The 20308-nt window shown below is 38.8% G+C and carries 35 protein-coding genes; all 35 read right to left on the reverse strand.

The annotated features are described in order from the left end of the window. Nucleotides 1-18: 18 nt before the first annotated feature. The 35 genes from rplM to NKR20_RS17555 all read right to left on the reverse strand — a co-directional run bounded on the left by rplM (nucleotide 19) and on the right by NKR20_RS17555 (nucleotide 20244). On the reverse strand, nucleotides 19-456 hold the full coding sequence (gene rplM / locus NKR20_RS17385) for a 50S ribosomal protein L13 (protein ID WP_121214208.1): 438 nt from the start codon (nucleotides 454-456) through the stop codon (nucleotides 19-21). 191 nt (nucleotides 457-647) lie between these two features. Continuing rightward, the gene (gene truA / locus NKR20_RS17390; protein ID WP_253427884.1) at nucleotides 648-1388 is read right to left on the reverse strand and encodes a tRNA pseudouridine(38-40) synthase TruA; all 741 of its coding nucleotides are present in this window, start codon (nucleotides 1386-1388) and stop codon (nucleotides 648-650) included. A 14-nt stretch (nucleotides 1389-1402) separates the two neighbouring features. Then, on the reverse strand, nucleotides 1403-2200 hold the full coding sequence (locus NKR20_RS17395; RefSeq protein ID WP_253427886.1) for an energy-coupling factor transporter transmembrane component T family protein: 798 nt from the start codon (nucleotides 2198-2200) through the stop codon (nucleotides 1403-1405). After that, on the reverse strand, nucleotides 2197-3069 hold the full coding sequence (locus NKR20_RS17400) for an energy-coupling factor ABC transporter ATP-binding protein (protein WP_121214205.1): 873 nt from the start codon (nucleotides 3067-3069) through the stop codon (nucleotides 2197-2199). Before NKR20_RS17400 ends, NKR20_RS17395 begins: the two co-directional genes overlap by 4 nt. Then, on the reverse strand, nucleotides 3045-3890 hold the full coding sequence (locus NKR20_RS17405) for an energy-coupling factor ABC transporter ATP-binding protein (protein ID WP_253427888.1): 846 nt from the start codon (nucleotides 3888-3890) through the stop codon (nucleotides 3045-3047). The genes NKR20_RS17400 and NKR20_RS17405 overlap by 25 nt, the downstream gene beginning before the upstream one ends. A gap of 445 nt (nucleotides 3891-4335) precedes the next feature. Continuing rightward, entirely contained in the window at nucleotides 4336-4716 is a 381-nt protein-coding gene (gene rplQ / locus NKR20_RS17410; protein ID WP_097073496.1) for a 50S ribosomal protein L17, read from the reverse strand. Nucleotides 4717-4767: 51 nt separating this feature from the next. Then, complete coding sequence (locus NKR20_RS17415) at nucleotides 4768-5712, reverse strand: DNA-directed RNA polymerase subunit alpha (protein WP_121214203.1); 945 nt, start codon at nucleotides 5710-5712, stop codon at nucleotides 4768-4770. Nucleotides 5713-5854: 142 nt separating this feature from the next. Then, complete coding sequence (gene rpsK / locus NKR20_RS17420) at nucleotides 5855-6244, reverse strand: 30S ribosomal protein S11 (protein WP_097073494.1); 390 nt, start codon at nucleotides 6242-6244, stop codon at nucleotides 5855-5857. Between the two features lie 25 nt (nucleotides 6245-6269). After that, nucleotides 6270-6635, reverse strand: a complete 366-nt coding sequence (gene rpsM, locus NKR20_RS17425) for a 30S ribosomal protein S13 (protein ID WP_121214202.1) — start codon at nucleotides 6633-6635, stop codon at nucleotides 6270-6272. A 23-nt stretch (nucleotides 6636-6658) separates the two neighbouring features. Then, entirely contained in the window at nucleotides 6659-6772 is a 114-nt protein-coding gene (gene rpmJ / locus NKR20_RS17430) for a 50S ribosomal protein L36 (protein WP_000868344.1), read from the reverse strand. Nucleotides 6773-6809: 37 nt separating this feature from the next. Next, nucleotides 6810-7028 carry a translation initiation factor IF-1 gene (gene infA, locus NKR20_RS17435; RefSeq protein WP_016839390.1) on the reverse strand — a complete coding sequence of 73 codons (219 nt, stop codon included), beginning with the start codon at nucleotides 7026-7028 and terminating at the stop codon, nucleotides 6810-6812. A 387-nt stretch (nucleotides 7029-7415) separates the two neighbouring features. Continuing rightward, nucleotides 7416-8072 (reverse strand): adenylate kinase, encoded by a 657-nt coding sequence (locus tag NKR20_RS17440; RefSeq protein ID WP_121214201.1) that lies wholly within the window; start codon nucleotides 8070-8072, stop codon nucleotides 7416-7418. A gap of 62 nt (nucleotides 8073-8134) precedes the next feature. Next, a complete protein-coding gene (gene secY / locus NKR20_RS17445; protein WP_121214200.1) occupies nucleotides 8135-9430 on the reverse strand; it encodes a preprotein translocase subunit SecY in 1296 nt (431 codons plus the stop codon). Next, entirely contained in the window at nucleotides 9430-9870 is a 441-nt protein-coding gene (rplO, locus tag NKR20_RS17450; protein WP_097073490.1) for a 50S ribosomal protein L15, read from the reverse strand. Before rplO ends, secY begins: the two co-directional genes overlap by 1 nt. Before the next feature lie 33 nt (nucleotides 9871-9903). Next, nucleotides 9904-10086, reverse strand: a complete 183-nt coding sequence (gene rpmD, locus NKR20_RS17455; protein ID WP_121214199.1) for a 50S ribosomal protein L30 — start codon at nucleotides 10084-10086, stop codon at nucleotides 9904-9906. Nucleotides 10087-10100: 14 nt separating this feature from the next. Next, entirely contained in the window at nucleotides 10101-10601 is a 501-nt protein-coding gene (gene rpsE / locus NKR20_RS17460; protein ID WP_097073488.1) for a 30S ribosomal protein S5, read from the reverse strand. Between the two features lie 21 nt (nucleotides 10602-10622). After that, entirely contained in the window at nucleotides 10623-10982 is a 360-nt protein-coding gene (gene rplR / locus NKR20_RS17465; protein WP_121214198.1) for a 50S ribosomal protein L18, read from the reverse strand. Between the two features lie 33 nt (nucleotides 10983-11015). Continuing rightward, nucleotides 11016-11555, reverse strand: a complete 540-nt coding sequence (gene rplF / locus NKR20_RS17470; RefSeq protein ID WP_121214197.1) for a 50S ribosomal protein L6 — start codon at nucleotides 11553-11555, stop codon at nucleotides 11016-11018. Between the two features lie 30 nt (nucleotides 11556-11585). Further along, nucleotides 11586-11984, reverse strand: coding sequence for a 30S ribosomal protein S8 (rpsH, locus tag NKR20_RS17475; protein WP_121214196.1), 399 nt, complete (start codon nucleotides 11982-11984; stop codon nucleotides 11586-11588). A 29-nt stretch (nucleotides 11985-12013) separates the two neighbouring features. Further along, entirely contained in the window at nucleotides 12014-12199 is a 186-nt protein-coding gene (locus NKR20_RS17480) for a type Z 30S ribosomal protein S14 (protein WP_118876548.1), read from the reverse strand. A 21-nt stretch (nucleotides 12200-12220) separates the two neighbouring features. Next, nucleotides 12221-12760 carry a 50S ribosomal protein L5 gene (gene rplE / locus NKR20_RS17485; protein WP_121214195.1) on the reverse strand — a complete coding sequence of 180 codons (540 nt, stop codon included), beginning with the start codon at nucleotides 12758-12760 and terminating at the stop codon, nucleotides 12221-12223. Between the two features lie 28 nt (nucleotides 12761-12788). Further along, entirely contained in the window at nucleotides 12789-13097 is a 309-nt protein-coding gene (gene rplX / locus NKR20_RS17490) for a 50S ribosomal protein L24 (RefSeq protein ID WP_121214194.1), read from the reverse strand. Nucleotides 13098-13134: 37 nt separating this feature from the next. Then, nucleotides 13135-13503, reverse strand: a complete 369-nt coding sequence (gene rplN / locus NKR20_RS17495; protein WP_097073481.1) for a 50S ribosomal protein L14 — start codon at nucleotides 13501-13503, stop codon at nucleotides 13135-13137. Nucleotides 13504-13546: 43 nt separating this feature from the next. Further along, complete coding sequence (gene rpsQ, locus NKR20_RS17500; protein WP_036200740.1) at nucleotides 13547-13810, reverse strand: 30S ribosomal protein S17; 264 nt, start codon at nucleotides 13808-13810, stop codon at nucleotides 13547-13549. A 17-nt stretch (nucleotides 13811-13827) separates the two neighbouring features. Then, nucleotides 13828-14028 (reverse strand): 50S ribosomal protein L29, encoded by a 201-nt coding sequence (rpmC, locus tag NKR20_RS17505; RefSeq protein WP_004233646.1) that lies wholly within the window; start codon nucleotides 14026-14028, stop codon nucleotides 13828-13830. After that, the gene (gene rplP / locus NKR20_RS17510) at nucleotides 14018-14452 is read right to left on the reverse strand and encodes a 50S ribosomal protein L16 (RefSeq protein WP_121214193.1); all 435 of its coding nucleotides are present in this window, start codon (nucleotides 14450-14452) and stop codon (nucleotides 14018-14020) included. The genes rpmC and rplP overlap by 11 nt, the downstream gene beginning before the upstream one ends. A 2-nt stretch (nucleotides 14453-14454) precedes the next feature. Further along, nucleotides 14455-15111, reverse strand: coding sequence for a 30S ribosomal protein S3 (gene rpsC / locus NKR20_RS17515; RefSeq protein ID WP_097073479.1), 657 nt, complete (start codon nucleotides 15109-15111; stop codon nucleotides 14455-14457). A gap of 3 nt (nucleotides 15112-15114) precedes the next feature. Then, the gene (gene rplV / locus NKR20_RS17520; RefSeq protein ID WP_121214192.1) at nucleotides 15115-15459 is read right to left on the reverse strand and encodes a 50S ribosomal protein L22; all 345 of its coding nucleotides are present in this window, start codon (nucleotides 15457-15459) and stop codon (nucleotides 15115-15117) included. A 22-nt stretch (nucleotides 15460-15481) separates the two neighbouring features. Further along, the gene (gene rpsS, locus NKR20_RS17525) at nucleotides 15482-15760 is read right to left on the reverse strand and encodes a 30S ribosomal protein S19 (RefSeq protein WP_036200750.1); all 279 of its coding nucleotides are present in this window, start codon (nucleotides 15758-15760) and stop codon (nucleotides 15482-15484) included. A 60-nt stretch (nucleotides 15761-15820) separates the two neighbouring features. After that, a complete protein-coding gene (gene rplB, locus NKR20_RS17530; RefSeq protein WP_121214191.1) occupies nucleotides 15821-16651 on the reverse strand; it encodes a 50S ribosomal protein L2 in 831 nt (276 codons plus the stop codon). A 47-nt stretch (nucleotides 16652-16698) separates the two neighbouring features. Further along, on the reverse strand, nucleotides 16699-16983 hold the full coding sequence (rplW, locus tag NKR20_RS17535; RefSeq protein WP_097073477.1) for a 50S ribosomal protein L23: 285 nt from the start codon (nucleotides 16981-16983) through the stop codon (nucleotides 16699-16701). Next, a complete protein-coding gene (gene rplD, locus NKR20_RS17540) occupies nucleotides 16983-17606 on the reverse strand; it encodes a 50S ribosomal protein L4 (RefSeq protein ID WP_121214190.1) in 624 nt (207 codons plus the stop codon). Before rplD ends, rplW begins: the two co-directional genes overlap by 1 nt. Before the next feature lie 26 nt (nucleotides 17607-17632). Then, nucleotides 17633-18262: a 50S ribosomal protein L3 gene (gene rplC, locus NKR20_RS17545; RefSeq protein WP_121214189.1), complete on the reverse strand. Its 630-nt coding sequence runs from the start codon at nucleotides 18260-18262 to the stop codon at nucleotides 17633-17635. 47 nt (nucleotides 18263-18309) lie between these two features. Continuing rightward, nucleotides 18310-18618: a 30S ribosomal protein S10 gene (rpsJ, locus tag NKR20_RS17550; protein WP_036172433.1), complete on the reverse strand. Its 309-nt coding sequence runs from the start codon at nucleotides 18616-18618 to the stop codon at nucleotides 18310-18312. Nucleotides 18619-18927: 309 nt separating this feature from the next. Continuing rightward, nucleotides 18928-20244, reverse strand: coding sequence for a Na+/H+ antiporter family protein (locus NKR20_RS17555; protein WP_253427890.1), 1317 nt, complete (start codon nucleotides 20242-20244; stop codon nucleotides 18928-18930). Nucleotides 20245-20308: the final 64 nt, after the last annotated feature.

A 20308-nucleotide genomic window follows, 5' to 3' on the forward strand; every position in this document is an offset into this window, starting at 1 on the left:
ATATCCTCCTCTAATTAATTATCCGCGAAGCGTATAGCTTTCTGGTTTTTGTGCTGCATGTGGATGTTCTGCTCCAGCGTATACGTGAAGTTTTCCGAACATTTTACGTCCTAAAGAGTTTTTAGGAAGCATGCCTTTAACTGCTAATTCGATCATTCTTGTTGGGTATTTTTCTAACATTTCGCCAGCAGTACGAGTTTTTAAACCACCTGCGAACATAGTGTGGTGACGATATAATTTATCCTCTAATTTGTTTCCAGTTAAGTGAATTTTGTCAGCGTTGATTACAATTACAAAATCACCAGTGTCAACGTTTGGTGTGAATGTTGGTTTATGTTTTCCGCGTAAGATTGAAGCTACTTCAGAAGCTAAACGTCCAAGAGTTTGTCCTTCTGCGTCAACTACTAACCATTTACGCTCTACTTCTTGACCTTTAGCCAGGAATGTTGTACGCATTTATTTGTCCTCCTAATCGATTCTAATACCGTTATTTTTCATTATATAATCACTTATAAGTTTCGGGGCTTATTTGTGGTTGGTAATGAAAATACCATATGTCATATTATAATATATTCTGTAATTAGTCAAGAAAAAAGTTGCACACCAGGGAAAGTTGTTTTTTTCGACTATGCATAAATATTCCTGTTTTAATAAAACACCTTTTCTAAATATAAACCGTGTGCTGGCGCTGTTTTGCCAGCTTTTCCACGATCTTTGGAAGCAACAATTTCCTTTAAACTAACTGCTTCTCGTTTCCCAATACCAACTTCCCATAAAGTACCTGCAATAATTCGTACCATATTGTACAAAAAGCCATTGCCTTCTATAACCATGTGTAACTCGTCAGAATGCCTCTCAAAGGTTAGAGAGTAAACAGTACGTACTTTATCAACAACACTTGTATTCGCAGCACAAAAGCACGAAAAATCGTGTGTACCGACGATATACTGTGCTGCTTCCTTCATTTTCTCCACATCTGGTTGTATACCTTTTGTTTCAACTGAGAAATGTCGACGAAAAGGGCTTTGTTCTTCCTCGCAATTCCATATATAGCGATATCGTTTTCCCGACACGCTAAATCTTGCATGAAAATCATTTGGTACTACTTCTATTTCTAAAACGCGAATATCACGGGGAAGTTGGACATTCAACGCTTTTTTATAACGATCTGGCTCAATGGTTAATGGTGTATCAAAGTGAATAACTTGTCCAGTTGCATGCACTCGGGCATCTGTCCGGCCACTTGCTGTGATTCTTACTTTTTCACCTTTATGCATTTTCTCTAATACCGATTCAATTTCAAGCTGAACCGTGCGTTCACCTGGTTGTACTTGGTATCCTGCGAAGTGTGTCCCATCATAGCTTATCGTTGCTTTTAAACGTCTCATACACTTCACCTCGCTTAGTTACGCAAACCTACTAAAAGAATTGTAACAGCGGCTAATAATACTAAGCCCGTTGTATCTCGCCAATCCCATTTTAATTGGCGGTAACGCGTTCTGCCTTCTCCACCACGATAACCTCGTACTTCCATTGCTGTCGCTAAATCTTCAGCACGTTTAAAAGCACTAACAAAGAGTGGTACAAGTAAAGGAACAACCGCTTTAATTCTGTCTTTTAATGGTCCTGCACTTAAATCTGAACCACGCGCCATTTGAGCCTTCATAATTTTATCTGTTTCATCCATTAACGTTGGGATAAAGCGTAATGCGATGGACATCATAAGCGCTAATTCATGCACTGGTAATTTCACTTTCTTTAATGGATTTAACAATGTCTCTAATCCATCTGTAATTGAAATTGGTGACGTTGTTAGCGTTAAAATAGACGTCATAAAGACAAGTACTAAGAAACGTATAGAAATAAAGATCCCTTGTCTTAAACCTTCCTCATAGACTTTTAAGAAGCCTAGCTGGAATATAATATCCCCTTCACGAGTAAATAAAATATGAATCATAAAGGTAAATACTAATAATATAATTACGGGCTTTAACCCATTAATTAAAAAGTATAATCGAATTTTTGACATCAAAATTACGAATAGGGTAAATGCCAATAATAGGGCATATGTCACTACATTATTTGCTAAAAACACAACAACAATAAAGGCAAAAACAAAAAGTAATTTTGATCGCGGATCCATTTTATGAACAAATGAATCACTTGGAATGAATCGACCAAATATCATTTTTTCCATCATTGTTGACCACGCCCCTTTCTTAAGACACGTGATACTTCCTCTGCAAGTTCCTCTTCTGTTAAACAGATTTTAGATAAATGTTGATTCATCATATTCTCAATCTTTTGTTGGAACCTTACGATATGCGGTAATTCTAAACGATAGTTTTCTAAAGTTTTGGCATCAGAAAAAATTTCATGTGGCGTACCATTCAACACACATTTTCCTTCATGCATAATAGCAATTCGATCTGCATATTTGGCCGCGTCTTCCATGCTGTGGGTTACAAGTATTGTTGTAAGTCCTCTTTCTTTATGCAAAGTATAAAACATATCCATAATTTCACGCTGTCCACGAGGGTCAAGACCAGCAGTAGGCTCGTCCAATACAATTACTTCAGGATCCATTGCTAAAACGCCTGCAATGGCTACACGACGCATTTGTCCCCCTGATAAATCAAAAGGAGACTTATTTAACGTTTCTTCAGGTAAGCCTACAAGTTTAATAAGCTCTCTTGCACGTTTTTCTGCTTCTGCTTCAGAAACACCAAAATTCATCGGTCCAAACATAATATCTTTTAAAACGGTCTCTTCAAATAACTGATGCTCTGGGAACTGAAAAACAATCCCAACTTTTTGACGAATTGGTTTTAATTCTTTCGCTTTCTTCCCTGCTTCAATAACACGTTCTCCAATATGTACTTGTCCTTTTGAAGGCTTAAGTAAGCCGTTAAAGTGTTGCAATATTGTGGATTTTCCTGACCCAGTATGTCCGATAATTGCCTGATAAGTCTGTGATGGAATCGCTAAATCTACATCAAATAAAGCGTACTTTTCAAAGGGTGTCCCCATTGAATAGGCGTAGCTTACTTGTTGAAGTTTGATGTCCATAAATCATTCACCAACTCTTCTTCTGTCATATGTTCTCCTACTAACTGTACACCTTTCGATTGTAGAAGTTTTGTCATTCGCATTGCAAAAGGTAATTCTAAACCAAATTCTACAAGCTTATCGCCTAAAGCAAATATTTCAGTTGGAGTTCCTTCTGCATATTTTTTTCCGTCATTCATAAATAAAATTCGGTCTGCATAAAGCGCTTCCTCAACATCGTGAGTAATGGATAAAACGGTTAAACCAATCTCTTCACGCAATGCACGAACTGTTTTTAATACTTCATCACGACCTTGAGGATCAAGCATTGATGTAGATTCATCAAGAATTAATATTTTCGGACGCATTGCGAGTGCTCCTGCAATGGCTACCCGCTGCTTTTGCCCACCTGATAAGTGATGAGGTTCATGATTTAAAAATTTCTCCATTTTAACTTGAGCAAGGGATTTGTGTACACGCTCAACCATATCTTCATATGGAACACCACTATTTTCAAGAGCAAATGCAACATCATCTTGTACAGTTGCTCCAACAAACTGATTATCTGGATTTTGAAAAACCATTCCGATTTGCGAACGAATTTCCCAAAGGTTATCTTCTGTTAATACCTCTCTCAACACACGCACTTCTCCCTCTTGCGGGAAAAGTAATCCACTAACAAGTTTCACCATTGTGGATTTACCAGAACCATTATGTCCAACAATTGCAATCCATTCACCTTGTTGTATCGAGAAGGAAACATTTTGAACGGCTTTACGAGCATCTGGATTATCTGGTGTGTATGAATAACTTACGTTGTTAAACGATAAAATTTCCGTCACTACTCTAATCTCCTCTCGTTCTAACTCTACTAACTAAATTACACTGTATTGTAGTGTAATGCTATACTTTTGCAGGTTTTTTCTTTTACATATATAAAAATAAAGTACGTTAACAAATCTATAAGATAAGGTTAGATTGTAACGTACACTATTTTTGTATATGTATAAAACTTAAATTTGTCAGTAAATGCATTTTAAAAATAATAAAAAAGCGCGCACCTCATTCAGAGAAATGCGCATTTTACATTTAATACGAGAACACGGCTGCTCAATTCCGTGTTCCGTTGAATGAGGTGCGGAGAGCTAGACGAGACGCCGCAATCGAAATTGCTCGCTCATTATAACGCTCATGCCATTTTATTGTCGTATAAATCATTATTAAAAAGGGGTGTCCGGGTTCAACCGGTGAACCGGACACCCTCTAGTCGCAAGTAGGTTAACTAAATTATACTAATTCAATTACTACTACAGGCGCACCGTCACCACGGCGAGGACCAACTTTAAGAATACGAGTGTAACCACCTTGACGGTCAGTATAACGTGGTGCAACATCATTAAATAACTTTTGAAGTGCAAATGAAGTTGTTTCGTTACCTTCTTCGTCAGTAGTTGTTACTACTTCACGACGGATGAATGCAGCCGCTTGGCGACGAGCATGTAAGTCTCCACGCTTACCTAAAGTAATCATTTTTTCGACAACTGAACGTAATTCTTTCGCACGTGCTTCTGTTGTTTCGATGCGTTCGTTAATGATTAAGTCAGTAGCTAAATCACGTAATAACGCTTTACGTTGAGAACTTGTACGACCAAGTTTTCTGTAACCCATGGATGTTCCCTCCTTTATTTCAAAACTATCTATATAGATATAAATACTTGATTAGTCTTCTTTACGTAGTCCTAATCCAAGCTCTTCTAATTTCGCTTTAACTTCTTCTAGTGATTTACGACCAAGATTACGAACTTTCATCATGTCGTCTTCTGACTTATTCGCAAGTTCTAATACCGTATTGATACCAGCGCGTTTTAAGCAGTTGTAAGAACGTACAGAAAGATCTAGTTCTTCAATCGTCATCTCTAAAACTTTCTCTTTTTGATCCTCTTCTTTTTCGACCATGATTTCAGCAGTTTGTGCCTCATTAGTTAAGCCTACGAAGATGTTAAGATGCTCAGTTAAGATTTTAGCTCCAAGCGAAATCGCCTCTTTTGGACCGATGCTACCATCTGTCCACACATCAAGAGATAACTTGTCGAAATCAGAATTTTGTCCGACACGAGTGTTCTCCACTTGAAAATTAACGCGTGAAACTGGAGTGTAAATAGAGTCGATCGGGATCACGCCGATACTTAGATCCTCACGTTTGTTTTGATCAGCAGGAGTATAGCCACGGCCACGACGAGCATACATGCGCATACGTAGATGACCATTTTTAGCGATTTGTGCAATGTGTAGGTCTGGATTTAAAATTTCTACGTCACTGTCATGTGTTATATCTGCAGCTGTAACAGTCGCCTCACCTTTCACGTCAATCTCAATAACTTTCTCTTCGTCAGAGTAGATTTTCAGTGCCAGTTTTTTAATATTAAGAATGATTGAAGCAACGTCCTCTACAACACCTTCTACAGTAGAGAATTCGTGTAACACGCCATCAATTTGGATTGATGTAACAGCAGCTCCTGGTAAAGAAGACAGAAGGATACGACGTAAAGAATTACCCAAAGTGTTTCCATAGCCGCGTTCAAGCGGTTCTACAACAAACTTACCATATTTGGAATCTTCGCTGATCTCAACAGTTTCAATCTTTGGTTTTTCAATTTCGATCATTCAATTTACCCTCCTTCAAAACATCGAATGTATAGGTTCATAACATCATAATAGTCAAAAATTGTTGACTTTATAAAATTTGCACAAGATTTTTGTTTTGTACAAGCAATGATGAACTCAAATTAAATTTGAGATGCACCCATTACACACGACGACGTTTTGGCGGACGGCAACCATTATGTGGAACTGGAGTAACATCTTTAATTGCAGTTACTTCTAGTCCTGCAGCTTGAAGTGCACGAATTGCAGCTTCACGACCTGCACCAGGACCTTTAACAGTTACTTCCAACGTCTTCAGACCATGTTCAAGGGATGCTTTTGCAGCAGCCTCTGCAGCCATTTGAGCAGCAAATGGAGTAGATTTACGAGAACCTTTGAAACCAAGCGCACCAGCACTTGACCAAGATACTGCGTTACCTTGCATATCTGTAATCGTTACGATTGTATTGTTAAATGTAGAACGAATGTGTGCAATACCAGATTCGATATTCTTTTTCACACGACGTTTACGAGTTTGTTGTTTACGAGCCATGTTAAGAAGGAACCCCCTTTACTTATTATTTTTTCTTGTTCGCTACAGTTTTACGAGGACCTTTACGCGTACGCGCATTGTTTTTCGTATTTTGACCACGAACAGGTAAACCACGACGGTGACGGATACCACGGAATGAACCGATTTCCATCAGGCGTTTAATGTTAAGTGAAATTTCGCGACGTAAGTCACCTTCCACTTTGTATTTATCTAATTGTTCACGGATTTTGTTTAACTCATCTTCAGTAAGATCGCGAACACGTGTGTTTTCGTTAACACCAGCGTCAGCTAATACTTTTTGAGATGTTGTTTTACCAATTCCGTAGATGTAAGTTAATGAAATTACCACGCGTTTGTCACGAGGAATATCAACACCAGCAATACGTGCCATACTTTAAGTGCACCTCCTTCTAATTAACCTTGTTTTTGTTTGTGTTTAGGATTTTCACAGATTACCATTACTTTACCGCGTCGGCGAATTACTTTACATTTTTCGCAGATCGGTTTCACAGATGGTCTCACTTTCATCTAACCCAACCTCCTTAATAGTCCGGAGTGCAAAAGATTATTTAAAACGGTATGTGATACGACCGCGAGTTAAATCATATGGAGATAACTCGATAGTAACCTTATCTCCTGGTAAAATTCTAATAAAGTGCATACGAATCTTTCCAGATACGTGTGCCAGCACTGTGTGCCCATTTTCTAATTCTACCTTAAACATCGCGTTTGGCAAAGTCTCAACAACTGTTCCTTCGACTTCAATTACATCGTCTTTCGCCATCAATCCTGTCTCCCTTCTATATGCAATTCCCAATTCTCTAACTTACACGACATAGAGAACTATTGCAACTGTTTTCTTCCAGTAAGAAGCAACTACATTATAAACTTGGATTGTGAGAGATGTTCGAAAGACGCTCGTCTGGTTTCGCTTCACACAATCCAGGAACGACTAACCGCATTCGGAAAAGTCTTGGATGAGAGATTCATACCCTTTATACAGATGCTTCCACGAAACCCTAACACTTATTCAAAAGTTGATAAAAATTCCACTTTCGTTTCAGTGTATACCGGGCACAATATGCTTTTGCAACTCTCAAAATAATGTTTTAATGTTGCCCTCCGCACGTCTCCCAAGTAAAGCAGTTTGACTTTCGCCTAATGCCGGGTATCAGCTGCGGCTGCCCTGTAATAAAAGAGCGTCAAGATCAGCAAACACTTTATTAATGTCTTGCTGTCCATCTATATTTGTTAACACACCTTTAGCTTGGTAAAAATCAAGTAAAGGCTGAGCTTGATTCATATTTACTTCCAGACGGTTTGCAACAGTTTCAGGATTATCGTCCGCACGTGTATATAATTCGCCACCATCTTTATCACATTTACCTTCAACCGCTGGAGGGTTAAATAATACATGATATGATGCACCGCAAACTTTACAAATACGACGACCACTTAGACGTGCAACCAGTTCATCTTTTTCAACTTGGATATTAATTGTATGTTCAATTTTTTTCCCTAGTTCTTCTAAGATGTTATCCAGAGCTTCCGCTTGAGGAACTGTGCGTGGGAACCCGTCTAATAAGAACCCTTTTTCGCAATCTTTTTGTGAAAGTCGCTCACGAACGATGCCAATCGTAACTTCATCAGGAACTAATGCTCCTTGGTCCATATACGATTTTGCTTTTAAACCAAGTTCTGTGCCATCTTTAATTGCAGCACGGAACATGTCGCCTGTAGAAATATGAGGGATGTCGTACTTCTCAACAATTTTGTCTGCTTGAGTACCTTTACCAGCACCAGGCAAACCCATTAAAACGATATTCATACGTTTTGTCTCCCCCTAATACTGCGGGTTAAGGAAACATATCGTTTCCTAAAACCTGCATATTATTTCATAAAGCCTTTGTAATGACGTTTAACTAATTGTGATTCTAACTGCTTCATTGTTTCTAAAGCAACCCCGACTACGATAATAACACTAGTACCACCGATTTGCGCAGTAGCAGGTAGGTTCATGAAATTAATAAATAGTATCGGTAACACAGAAATTACAACTAAGAAGATAGCACCAACAAATGTTAAACGGTATAAAACTTTAGTTAAGTATTCTTGTGTATCATTTCCTGGGCGGATACCAGGAATATATGCACCTTGTTTTTTCAAGTTGTCAGTCAAGTTTTCAGGATTCACTTGAATAAATGCATAGAAGTATGTGAATAAAACAATCAATGCAATATAGATAATCATTCCAACAGGTTTAGTATAATCAAACGTGTTTTGAATGAATGTAGTGACATCATTTTGACCGAAGAATGTAGCTAAAGTTCGAGGTGTAACAATGAAGGCAACAGCAAAGATTACCGGAATAACACCAGCCGCATTTACTTTTAACGGCAAGTGAGTTTGTTGTCCACCGACTTGAGCAGTACGTCCCGCAACTCGTTTTGCATATTGAATCGGTATTTTACGCAACGCTTGTTGGAAGTAAATAACACCGACTACAACAGCTAGCATAATCAAAGCAAGTATTACTAGGATTGCAATTTTAATAAATAGCTGATCACCAGCATCCTCGATTTGTTGTGCATAAATTTGGTTCACAGAAGTTGGAAGTGCAGCAACAATACCCGCGAAGATAATGATTGAAATACCATTTCCAACACCATGAGAAGTTATTTGTTCTCCTAACCACAGTAGGAAAGCCGTACCACCAGTTAAAACAACAGCAATTGTTAAATATGATAAAACACTTGTGTCTTTAATTAACGAACCACCATACATTTGATTAAAACCAAACGACATAGCGAAAGCTTGTATGAATGCTAAAACAACAGTTAAATATCGTGTAAACTGTGCAAGCTTACGGCGACCAACATCACCTTGTTTTGCCCATTCAGCAAACTTTGGTACTACATCCATTTGTAGAAGTTGAACAATAATTGAAGCAGTAATGTAAGGCATAATTCCCAATGCAAAGATCGAGAAGTTTGACAGTGCACCACCGCCGAATGTATTAAGGAAGCCAATCAAATTAAATTCATCGGCTACCTTTAATACTTCTGAGTCAACGTTTGGTACCGGAATAAATGTTCCGATACGAAAAACGATTAACATTAAAAGAGTGAAAATGATTTTATTTCGTATATCTCGAACGCGCATGAAGTTTGAGATTGTTTGAAACATTAAATCACCTCAGTTGTTCCGCCAGCGTTCTCGATTGCTTCTTTAGCTGAAGCAGAGAACTTATGAGCTTTCACAGTAAGCTTTTTATTAAGAGTTCCGTTACCTAGAATCTTAATGCCAGCTTTTTCACTGCTAACAACTCCAGTTTCTAATAATAATGCAGGTGTTACTTCTGCACCATCTTCGAAACGATTTAATGCATCAAGGTTCAGGATAGCGTATTCTTTACGGTTAATGTTCGTAAAGCCGCGTTTTGGTAAACGACGGAATAATGGGTTTTGACCACCCTCGAATCCAGGGCGAACACCGCCGCCAGAACGAGCGTTTTGACCTTTATGTCCTTTACCTGCAGTTTTACCATTACCAGAACCGATACCACGACCAACACGGTTACGTTCTTTACGTGAACCTTCAGCTGGTTTTAACTCATGAAGTTTCATATTAGTGGCACCTCCTTGTTCAAAGTTTAAATATTATTTTTCGTTAACAGTAACTAAGTGAGCTACTTTAGTAATCATACCACGAATAGCAGCGTTATCAGCTTGTTCTACAGTAGAGTTTACTTTGCGTAAACCTAATGCTTCAATGATTTTACGTTGCCCTGGTTTTGTACCGATCAAAGATTTAGTAAGGGTAATTTCTAATTTGTTTGCCATTATAATTCCCCCCCTTAACCTAATAGTTCTTCCACTGATTTACCGCGAAGTTTTGCAACTTCCTCTGCGCGTTTTAATTCGTTTAAACCTGCGATAGTTGCACGCACCATGTTGATTGGTGTGTTAGAACCAAGAGATTTTGAAAGAATATCAGTTACACCAGCAAGTTCAAGTACTGCACGTACAGGACCACCAGCGATAACTCCAGTACCAGGAGCTGCAGGTTTGATTAAGATTTGACCTGCTCCGAAGCGACCAACCACGTCATGTGGAGTTGTTCCACCAACAAGTGGCACTTCGATTAAGTTTTTCTTCGCGTCTTCAACAGCTTTGCGGATTGCATCTGGAACCTCTTGAGCTTTACCAGTACCGAATCCTACATGGCCGTTTTTATCACCTACAACAACTAGTGCTGTAAAGCGGAAGCGACGTCCACCTTTAACAACTTTTGCAACGCGGTTAATCGTAACTACGCGTTCTTCAAGTTCAAGTTTGTTTGCGTCAATGCGACTCATGAAGTATGTCCCTCCTTCTTATTAAAATTCTAAGCCGTTTTCACGTGCAGCTTCAGCTAAAGCTTTTACACGTCCATGATATAAGTAACCACCACGGTCAAATACAACAGCAGTAATATTTTTTTCCGCAGCGCGTTTAGCGATTGTTTCACCGATTTTAGCTGCAGCTTCTACATTGCTACCTGCACCCTCAAAACCTTTTTCTTGAGTTGATGCACTAACAAGTGTTACGCCAGCAACATCGTCAATAATTTGCGCATAGATGTTCTTGTTTGAACGGAATACGTTTAAACGTGGACGCTCAGCAGTACCTGAGATTTTAGAACGAACACGCGCATGACGTTTTTTACGAACTTGATTTTTATCTTGTTTCGTAATCACAGAGGTCACTCCTTTCTAACGCTTCTAAGAGCATTATTTACCTGTTTTACCTTCTTTACGACGTACGTACTCACCTTCATAACGAATACCTTTACCTTTGTATGGCTCTGGTGGGCGAACGTCACGAATGTTAGATGCAAATGCACCAACACGTTCTTTGCTAATACCTTTAACAACTACTTTAGTGTTTGAAGGAACTTCAACTTCTAGACCTTCTTCAGGTGTGAACTCTACTGGGTGAGAGTAACCTACGTTAAGTACAAGTTTTTTACCTTGTAATTGCGCACGGTAACCGACACCGATAAGTTCTAGAGATTTAGAGAATCCTTCAGAAACACCAGTTACCATGTTAGCTAATAGCGCACGAGTTGTACCGTGGATAGTACGGTGTTCTTTTGATTCAGAAGGACGTACTACAGTAACAACGTTTCCTTCTTGCTCAATTTTCATATCTTTATTGAATTGACGAGTTAATTCGCCTTTAGGTCCTTTAACAGTAACTGTGTTGTCATCAGCAACAGTCACAGTAACGCTAGCTGGAACCTCGATTGGTTTTTTACCTACACGAGACATTTAGTTGCACCTCCATTCATATATTACTAATTACCAAATGTAAGCTAAGATTTCTCCGCCAACTTTTTTAGCACGTGCTTCTTTATCAGTTAATACACCTTGAGAAGTAGATACTAAAGCGATACCTAAACCATTAAGTACTTTTGGTACTTCGTTTGTTTTAGCGTATACACGTAAGCCAGGTTTTGAAATACGTTTTAAACCAGTGATAACACGTTCGTTATCTCTTCCATATTTTAAGAAGATACGGATGATACCTTGCTTATTATCTTCAACATACTCAACGTCACGAACGAAACCTTCACGCTTTAAGATTTCAGCGATTTCTTTCTTTAAATTAGAAGCAGGTACTTCTAATTTTTCGTGACGAACCATGTTCGCATTACGGATGCGAGTCAGCATATCTGCAATTGGATCTGACATTGTCATTGATTTTACCTCCTTCCCAATTTCGGGGATTACCAGCTTGCTTTTTTAACGCCAGGAATTTGTCCCTTATATGCAAGTTCACGGAAACAAATACGGCAAAGTTTAAATTTACGATATACTGAGTGTGGACGGCCACAGCGTTCACAACGTGTATATTCTTGCACTTTAAACTTTTGCTTACGTTGTTGTTTAACAACCATTGATTTTTTAGCCACGTTTTCGCCCTCCTTGTTTTATTACTTTTGGAACGGCATACCGAATTGTGTCAATAACTCGCGAGCTTCTTCGTCAGAATTCGCAGTTGTTACGATCACGATGTCCATACCGCGTACTTTTGAAACTTTATCGTAATCGATTTCAGGGAAAATTAATTGTTCCTTAACACCTAAAGTGTAGTTACCGCGACCATCGAATGATTTTTTAGAAACACCGTGGAAGTCACGTACACGTGGTAGTGCGATAGAAATTAATTTGTCCAAGAATTCATACATACGTTCACCACGTAATGTAACTTTTGCACCGATTGCCATACCTTCACGTAAGCGGAAACCTGCGATCGATTTTTTAGCTTTAGTTACAACTGGTTTTTGACCAGTGATGATTGTTAATTCTTCTACAGCAGCATCTAATGCTTTAGAGTTTTGTACAGCGTCACCAACACCCATGTTGATTACGATTTTTTCAACTTTTGGCACTTGCATTACTGATTTATATCCAAATTTGCTCATAAGAGCTGGAGAAACTTCTTTTGTATATTTTTCTTTTAGGCGGCTCATGTTCGTACCTCCCTTCTCAATTTACTTATTAGTCGATTACTGCACCTGATTTTTTTGCAACACGAACTTTTTTGCCGTTTTCGATTTTGTAACCTACACGAGTCGGCTCGCCAGATTTAGGATCGATTAGCATTACGTTCGAAACGTGGATTGCTGCTTCTTGGCTTACAATACCACCTTGAGGATTTAACTGGTTAGGTTTAACGTGTTTTTTAACAATGTTTACACCTTCAACAAGAACACGGTCTTGTTTTGGGAAAGCAGCTAAAACAACGCCTACTTTACCTTTGTCTTTACCAGTAATAACTTTTACTTTGTCACCCTTTTTAACATGCATTATGTGTCGCACCTCCTTGATTGGTACTCTCATGAAATTAAAGAACTTCTGGAGCTAATGAAACGATTTTCATGAAGTTGCTATCACGTAATTCACGAGCAACAGGCCCGAAAATACGAGTTCCGCGTGGTGACTTATCGTCTTTAATGATTACGCAAGCATTTTCATCAAATTTGATATAAGTACCATCTTTACGGCGTACACCAGATTTTGTGCGAACGACAACAGCCTTAACAACGTCACCTTTCTTGACAACGCCTCCTGGTGTTGCTTTCTTAACTGTAACAACTACGATATCACCGATATTAGCAGTTTTACGGCCAGAACCACCAAGCACTTTAATTGTTAAAACTTCACGTGCACCTGAGTTGTCAGCAACTTTCATACGAGTTTCTTGTTGGATCACTTAGGTTACCTCCCTTCGGAATTTAAATGTTTCCGAAATGTTATTAAATAATAACCGCTTTTTCTACAACTTCCACTAGACGGAAACGTTTAGTAGCTGATAGCGGGCGAGTTTCCATGATACGAACGATATCACCGATTTTCGCTTCGTTTAACTCATCATGAGCCTTGAACTTTTTAGAGTATTTTACACGTTTTCCGTATAATTTATGTTTCTTATAAGTTTCAACAAGAACAGTTACTGTTTTGTCCATTTTATCTGAAACGACACGGCCTGTGTAAACTTTGCGTTGGTTACGCTCAGTCATTATTTCAAACCTCCTTATCAGTTATTTGCGCTGATTTCTCTTTCACGAATCACAGTTTTCATGCGCGCAATCGCTTTACGAACTTCACGAATGCGAGCTGTGTTTTCTAATTGACCAGTCGCCAATTGGAAGCGAAGGTTGAAAAGCTCTTCTTTCAGTGATTTCACTTTTAATTCAATTTCAGAAGTGGCAAGGTCACGGATTTCATTAGCTTTCATTAGATTCACCACCAGTTTCTTGACGTTTAACAATCTTACATTTCACAGGAAGTTTGTGTGATGCTAAACGAAGTGCCTCACGAGCAATCTCTTCAGATACGCCTGCAACTTCAAACATTACTTTTCCTGGTTTTACTACTGCTACCCAACCTTCTGGAGAACCTTTACCAGAACCCATACGTACCTCTAGAGGCTTTTTAGTATATGGTTTATGTGGGAAAATTTTAATCCAAACTTTACCGCCACGTTTCATGTAACGAGTCATAGCGATACGGGCAGATTCGATTTGACGGTTAGTAACCCAGCTAGCAGTTGTAGCTTGTAGGCCCCATTCACCAAATGCTACTTCTTTACCGCCTTTAGCTTCACCACGCATGTTACCACGGTGTTCACGACGATATTTTACGCGTTTTGGTAATAACATAATTATTTGCCTCCTTCCACAGAGTTCTTCTTCGTAGGAAGGACTTCACCACGGTAGATCCATACTTTAACACCTAATTTACCATAAGTAGTGTCAGCTTCTGCGTGAGCATAGTCGATGTCAGCACGAAGAGTATGAAGTGGAACAGTTCCTTCGCTATAGTGTTCAGCACGCGCGATATCAGCGCCACCTAAACGTCCAGATACTTGTGTTTTAATTCCTTTTGCACCAGCACGGATTGTGCGTTGAATTGCTTGTTTTTGAGCACGGCGGAATGATACGCGGTTCTCAAGTTGACGAGCGATGTTTTCTGCTACTAAACGAGCATCAAGATCAGCTTTTTTGATTTCTACGATATTAATGTGTACACGTTTACCAGTTAAATCGTTAAGGTATTTACGTAAGTTTTCAACTTCTGTACCGCCTTTACCGATTACCATACCTGGTTTCGCTGTGTGAATTGTAATGTTTACGCGGTTTGCTGCGCGTTCGATTTCTACTTTAGATACAGATGCATCTTTTAAAGCAGCTTCGATATATTTACGAATTTTAATATCTTCGTGAAGTAATGTCGCATAGTCTTTTTCAGCGTACCATTTTGACTCCCAATCACGAATAATACCAACTCGTAGTCCTATTGGATGTACTTTTTGACCCACGGATTAACCCTCCTTCTTCTCAGATACCACAAGAGTGATGTGGCTTGTGCGTTTATTAATTGCGCTTGCACGTCCTTGTGCACGTGGACGGAAACGTTTTAATGTTGGACCTTCGTCAACAAAAACTTCAGAAACAACTAAGTTGTTTACATCTAATTCATAGTTGTGCTCAGCGTTAGCAACTGCAGATTTTAATACTTTCTCAACGACTGGAGACGCCGCTTTTGGAGTATGACGTAAAATTGCAACTGCTTCACCTACTTGCTTACCTCGGATTAAGTCTACTACTAGACGCACTTTACGAGGAGCGATACGCACTGTGCGAGCGATAGCTTTAGCTTGTGTCATTAGGATTTACCTCCTTCCAAAATTAGCGTCTTGTTTTCTTATCATCTGCACCATGACCTTTATAAGTACGTGTTGGTGCGAATTCGCCTAACTTGTGACCTACCATATCTTCTGTCACGTATACAGGAACATGTTTACGTCCATCATATACAGCGATTGTTAATCCGATGAAGTTCGGGAAGATAGTAGAACGGCGAGACCAAGTTTTGATAACTTGTTTTTTCTCAGAACTCTCTTGTGCTTCAACCTTTTTCATTAAGTGGTCATCGACAAAAGGTCCTTTTTTCAAGCTGCGACCCATTTAGGAACCTCCCTTTCGTGACTCACCACGGCACGACTAGCGAACCGTAGTACAATCACATTATTTTTTGCGAGAACGAATAATTAACTTATTAGTTTTGTTTTTCTTCTTGCGAGTTTTGTAACCAAGAGCTGGTTTACCCCATGGTGTCATTGGAGATTTACGTCCGATTGGAGAACGTCCTTCACCACCACCGTGTGGGTGATCGTTAGGGTTCATTACAGAACCACGAACTGTTGGGCGTTTACCTAACCAACGAGTACGACCTGCTTTACCAATGTGGATAAGTTCGTGTTGTTCGTTACCAACTTGACCGATTGTTGCACGGCAAGTAGCAAGTACTAGGCGAACTTCACCAGATTGTAGACGGATGATTACGTATTTGCCTTCACGACCAAGTACTTGTGCAGAAGTACCAGCAGAACGTACTAATTGACCGCCTTTACCAGGTTTTAACTCGATGTTATGGATTGTTGTACCCATAGGAATGTTTGCAAGTGGTAATGCATTACCTACTTTAATATCAGCATCTGGACCAGAAACGATTGTTTGACCAACTTCTAATCCTTTTGGAGCTAAGATGTAACGTTTTTCACCGTCAGCATAGTTGATTAATGCGATATTTGCAGAGCGGTTTGGATCATATTCGATTGTGGCAACGCGTCCTGGAATACCGTCTTTAGTACGTTTAAAGTCGATGATACGGTATTGTTTCTTGTGGCCACCACCGTGATGACGAACAGTAATTTTACCTTGGTTATTACGACCAGCTTTGCGTTTTTTTGGTGCTAATAATGACTTTTCAGGCTTATTAGTTGTGATTTCCGCAAAGTCAGATGACGTCATATTACGACGACCATTTGAGGTTGGTTTATACTTTTTAATCGCCATTTGTTTTCCCTCCTTCTTGAAAGTTAAAATCTACTTCATTATGTGAATTAGATATCAAAAATTTCGATTTCTTTGCTATCAGCAGTTAATTTAACGATTGCTTTACGACGTTTGTTTGTGTATCCGCCGAATTTACCAACACGTTTGAATTTACCTTTGTAGTTCATGATGTTAACTTTGTCAACTTTTACATCAAAGATTTCTTCAACTGCATCTTTAACTTGAGTTTTGTTCGCACGAACGTCAACTTCAAAAGTGTATTTTTTCTCAGCCATAAGCTCAGAAGAACGCTCAGTAATGACCGGACGTTTTAAGATATCACGTGCTTCCATTATCCAAGCACCTCCTCAACTTTTTCTACTGCAGCTTTAGTGAATACAACTTTCTCGTGACCTAATAGATCAAGAACGTTAATTCCGTTAGCTGTTAAAACAGTTACACCTGGGATGTTACGAGCAGATAATGCTACGTTTTCATTTAAATCAGCTGTAACAAATAATGCTTTTGTATCGATGTTTAGGTTACCTAAAATTGATACGAAATCTTTAGTTTTTGGTGCATCTAATTGTAATGCATCAAGAACTACGAAGTTTTGTTCTCCTACTTTAGCTGATAAAGCTGATTTAAGAGCTAAGCGACGAACTTTCTTCGGTAATTTGTAGCTGTAGCTACGTGGAGTTGGACCGAATACAATACCACCACCGCGCCATTGTGGAGAGCGGATTGAACCTTGACGTGCACGACCAGTTCCTTTTTGACGCCATGGTTTACGACCACCACCAGCAACTTCAGAACGGTTTTTTACTTTATGATTACCTTGACGTAGAGAAGCGCGTTGAGCGATTACTGCGTCGAATAATACTGCTTCGTTTGGCTCGATTCCGAAAATCGCATCGTTTAATTCGATTTCACCAACTGAAGCACCTGTTTGACTAAGTACAGATACCTTTGTCATTCCTGTTTCCTCCTTTCTTCGAGAAATTATTTAGATTTTACAGCTGTTTTAACTGTAACTAATGCTTTTTTAGAACCAGGAACATTACCTTTAACAAGTAGTAAGTTACGCTCTGCATCAACTTTTACGATTTCTAAGTTTTGGATTGTAACTACATTTCCACCCATTTGACCAGGTAATTTCTTTTGTTTGAATACGCGGTTCGGAGCAACTGGACCCATTGAACCAGGACGACGGTGGTAACGAGAACCATGGGCCATTGGACCACGAGATTGTCCGTGGCGTTTGATAACACCTTGGAAACCTTTACCTTTAGTAACGCCTGTTACGTCTACTACATCGCCTTCTGCGAAAATTTCTACTTTGACTTCTTGACCAACTTCGTATTCTTCAACGTTTACGTTGCGGAATTCACGAATGAAGCGCTTAGGAGCAGTATTCGCTTTTGCTACGTGACCTTGTTCAGGTTTGTTTGAAAGCTTAACGCGCTTATCTTCGAAACCAACTTGGATTGCTTCGTAGCCATCAGTTTCAACAGTTTTCTTTTGAAGTACTACGTTTGCAGGAGCTTCAATTACTGTTACTGGGATTAAATCGCCATTCTCAGCGAAAACTTGAGTCATACCAATTTTTCTACCTAAGATTCCTTTAGTCATTTGTCACACCTCCTGTGATATTTAAAAAGTTCTATTTGTTTTTACCATTAAAGTTTGATTTCGATATCAACGCCAGATGGTAAATCAAGTTTCATTAACGCGTCAACAGTTTGTGGTGTTGGGTTAATGATGTCGATTAAACGTTTATGCGTACGCATTTCGAATTGTTCACGAGAATCTTTGTACTTGTGAACCGCACGAAGAATTGTGTACACAGACTTTTCAGTTGGTAACGGAATCGGACCTGATACACTTGCACCTGAACGTTTAGCAGTTTCCACAATTTTCTCAGCAGATTGATCTAAAACACGGTGATCATACGCTTTTAAACGGATACGAATCTTTTGTTTTGCCATTATTTTCCCTCCTTCTCGCCTATTTTCTAGACATTCTCCACGAAAATTTCCCACACACGCGCCATGGCAAAGCGGCCGGGTGTGTCGGCAACCTCTCGCTTCATCGCAGTCAAAGACCAACATTCAACATTATATACAATAAAAAACGAATATGCAAGTCTTTTTTACATATTCATTTTTATTGTTTGTTTTTACATTTCGCTTTTTTCAAGCCGATATTTAGTATATAAGAATTTATAATGTATATCAATTAAAATCTACATTTTATTTTATGGTAATTCGAGTTTCGTTTTTCTTTTAAATGTAATGCTATAAAACGAACATTACTGCAATCCAACCAAAGATAACTAACGGTATGTTGTAGAAGATAAATGTAGGTACACAAGTATCCCAAATGTGATTATGCTGTCCGTCTACATTTAAACCTGCTGTTGGCCCTAAAGTTGAGTCTGATGCAGGAGAACCAGCATCTCCTAACGCTCCCGCTGTTCCAATCAGGCATATGATTGCGAGTGTACTTAAGCCAAGTTCTAAACTTAATGGAACAAATATTGCAGCTATAATAGGAATGGTTGCAAAAGATGATCCAATACCCATTGTAATAATCAATCCAATTATAAGCATAAGCAATACTGCTAAGCTGACATTGCCATTTAATATACTTAAAGTCTCCTCAACTAATGATTCAACATCGCCTGTTGCATTAATAACTGAAGAGAACCCGTTAGCTGATATAATAACAAAACCGACAAAGGCCATCATACGCATTCCATCTGAGAGTATTACATCAGCTTCTTTCCATTTTAATGCGCCTGTAATATAAAGAATGAGAATCCCACTTAAAGCTCCTATAATCATAGAATCAGTATATATCTGTATAACTACTGCACCTATTAACGAAAGAATCGTAAATAGAATGTTTTTCTTGCTTACAATGACTTGATTCGCTTCTTGCTTAATATCCTTTTGAATATATTTACGTGGTTTACGATATAAGAACATAGCTAAACCTAACCCAAAAATCATTCCTAATGCAGGTATCGCCATTGCTTTTGTAAAATCCGATCCTGCTATTTCTAAACCCGATAATCCAATTTGAGTAGCCACTATATCTCGATAAATTGCACCGAACCCATATGGTAGGAACATATACGGCATTACTAAACCGAATGTTAAGATACACGCTATTAAACGACGGTCCACTTCGAAATGATTTAAAATCTTTAATATAGGTGGAATTAATAATGGAATAAAGGCGATATGAATTGGAATTAAGTTTTGAGAGAAGATTGCCATTAATAGGATGAAGAAGAAAATAACCGCTTTTGCTAATGCTTTATTTTCAGAATCTCCTTTTGTTCGTACAATCTTCAAAACACCCTTGATAAGTAACTCTGGAATTCCCGTTTTTGATATTGCAACTGCAAATCCACCTAGTAAACCATAACTTAAGGCTACTTGTGCACCTCCACCTAATCCATCGTTAAAGGCAGCTATTGTTTCAGTAATCGATAACCCGCCTGTTAGCCCACCGATAACACCACCAATTACTAACGATAAGACAACGTTTACTCTGAGTAAACTTAACACTAACATTACGACAACTGCAATTATCACAGCATTCATAAAATATCCCTCACACTTTCATTTGCTAAACTGCTAAACTGACAACGTGTTAAAGTGTAACTGC

Source organism: Ureibacillus endophyticus (assembly GCF_024159215.1).
GTDB lineage: Bacteria > Bacillota > Bacilli > Bacillales_A > Planococcaceae > Ureibacillus > Ureibacillus endophyticus.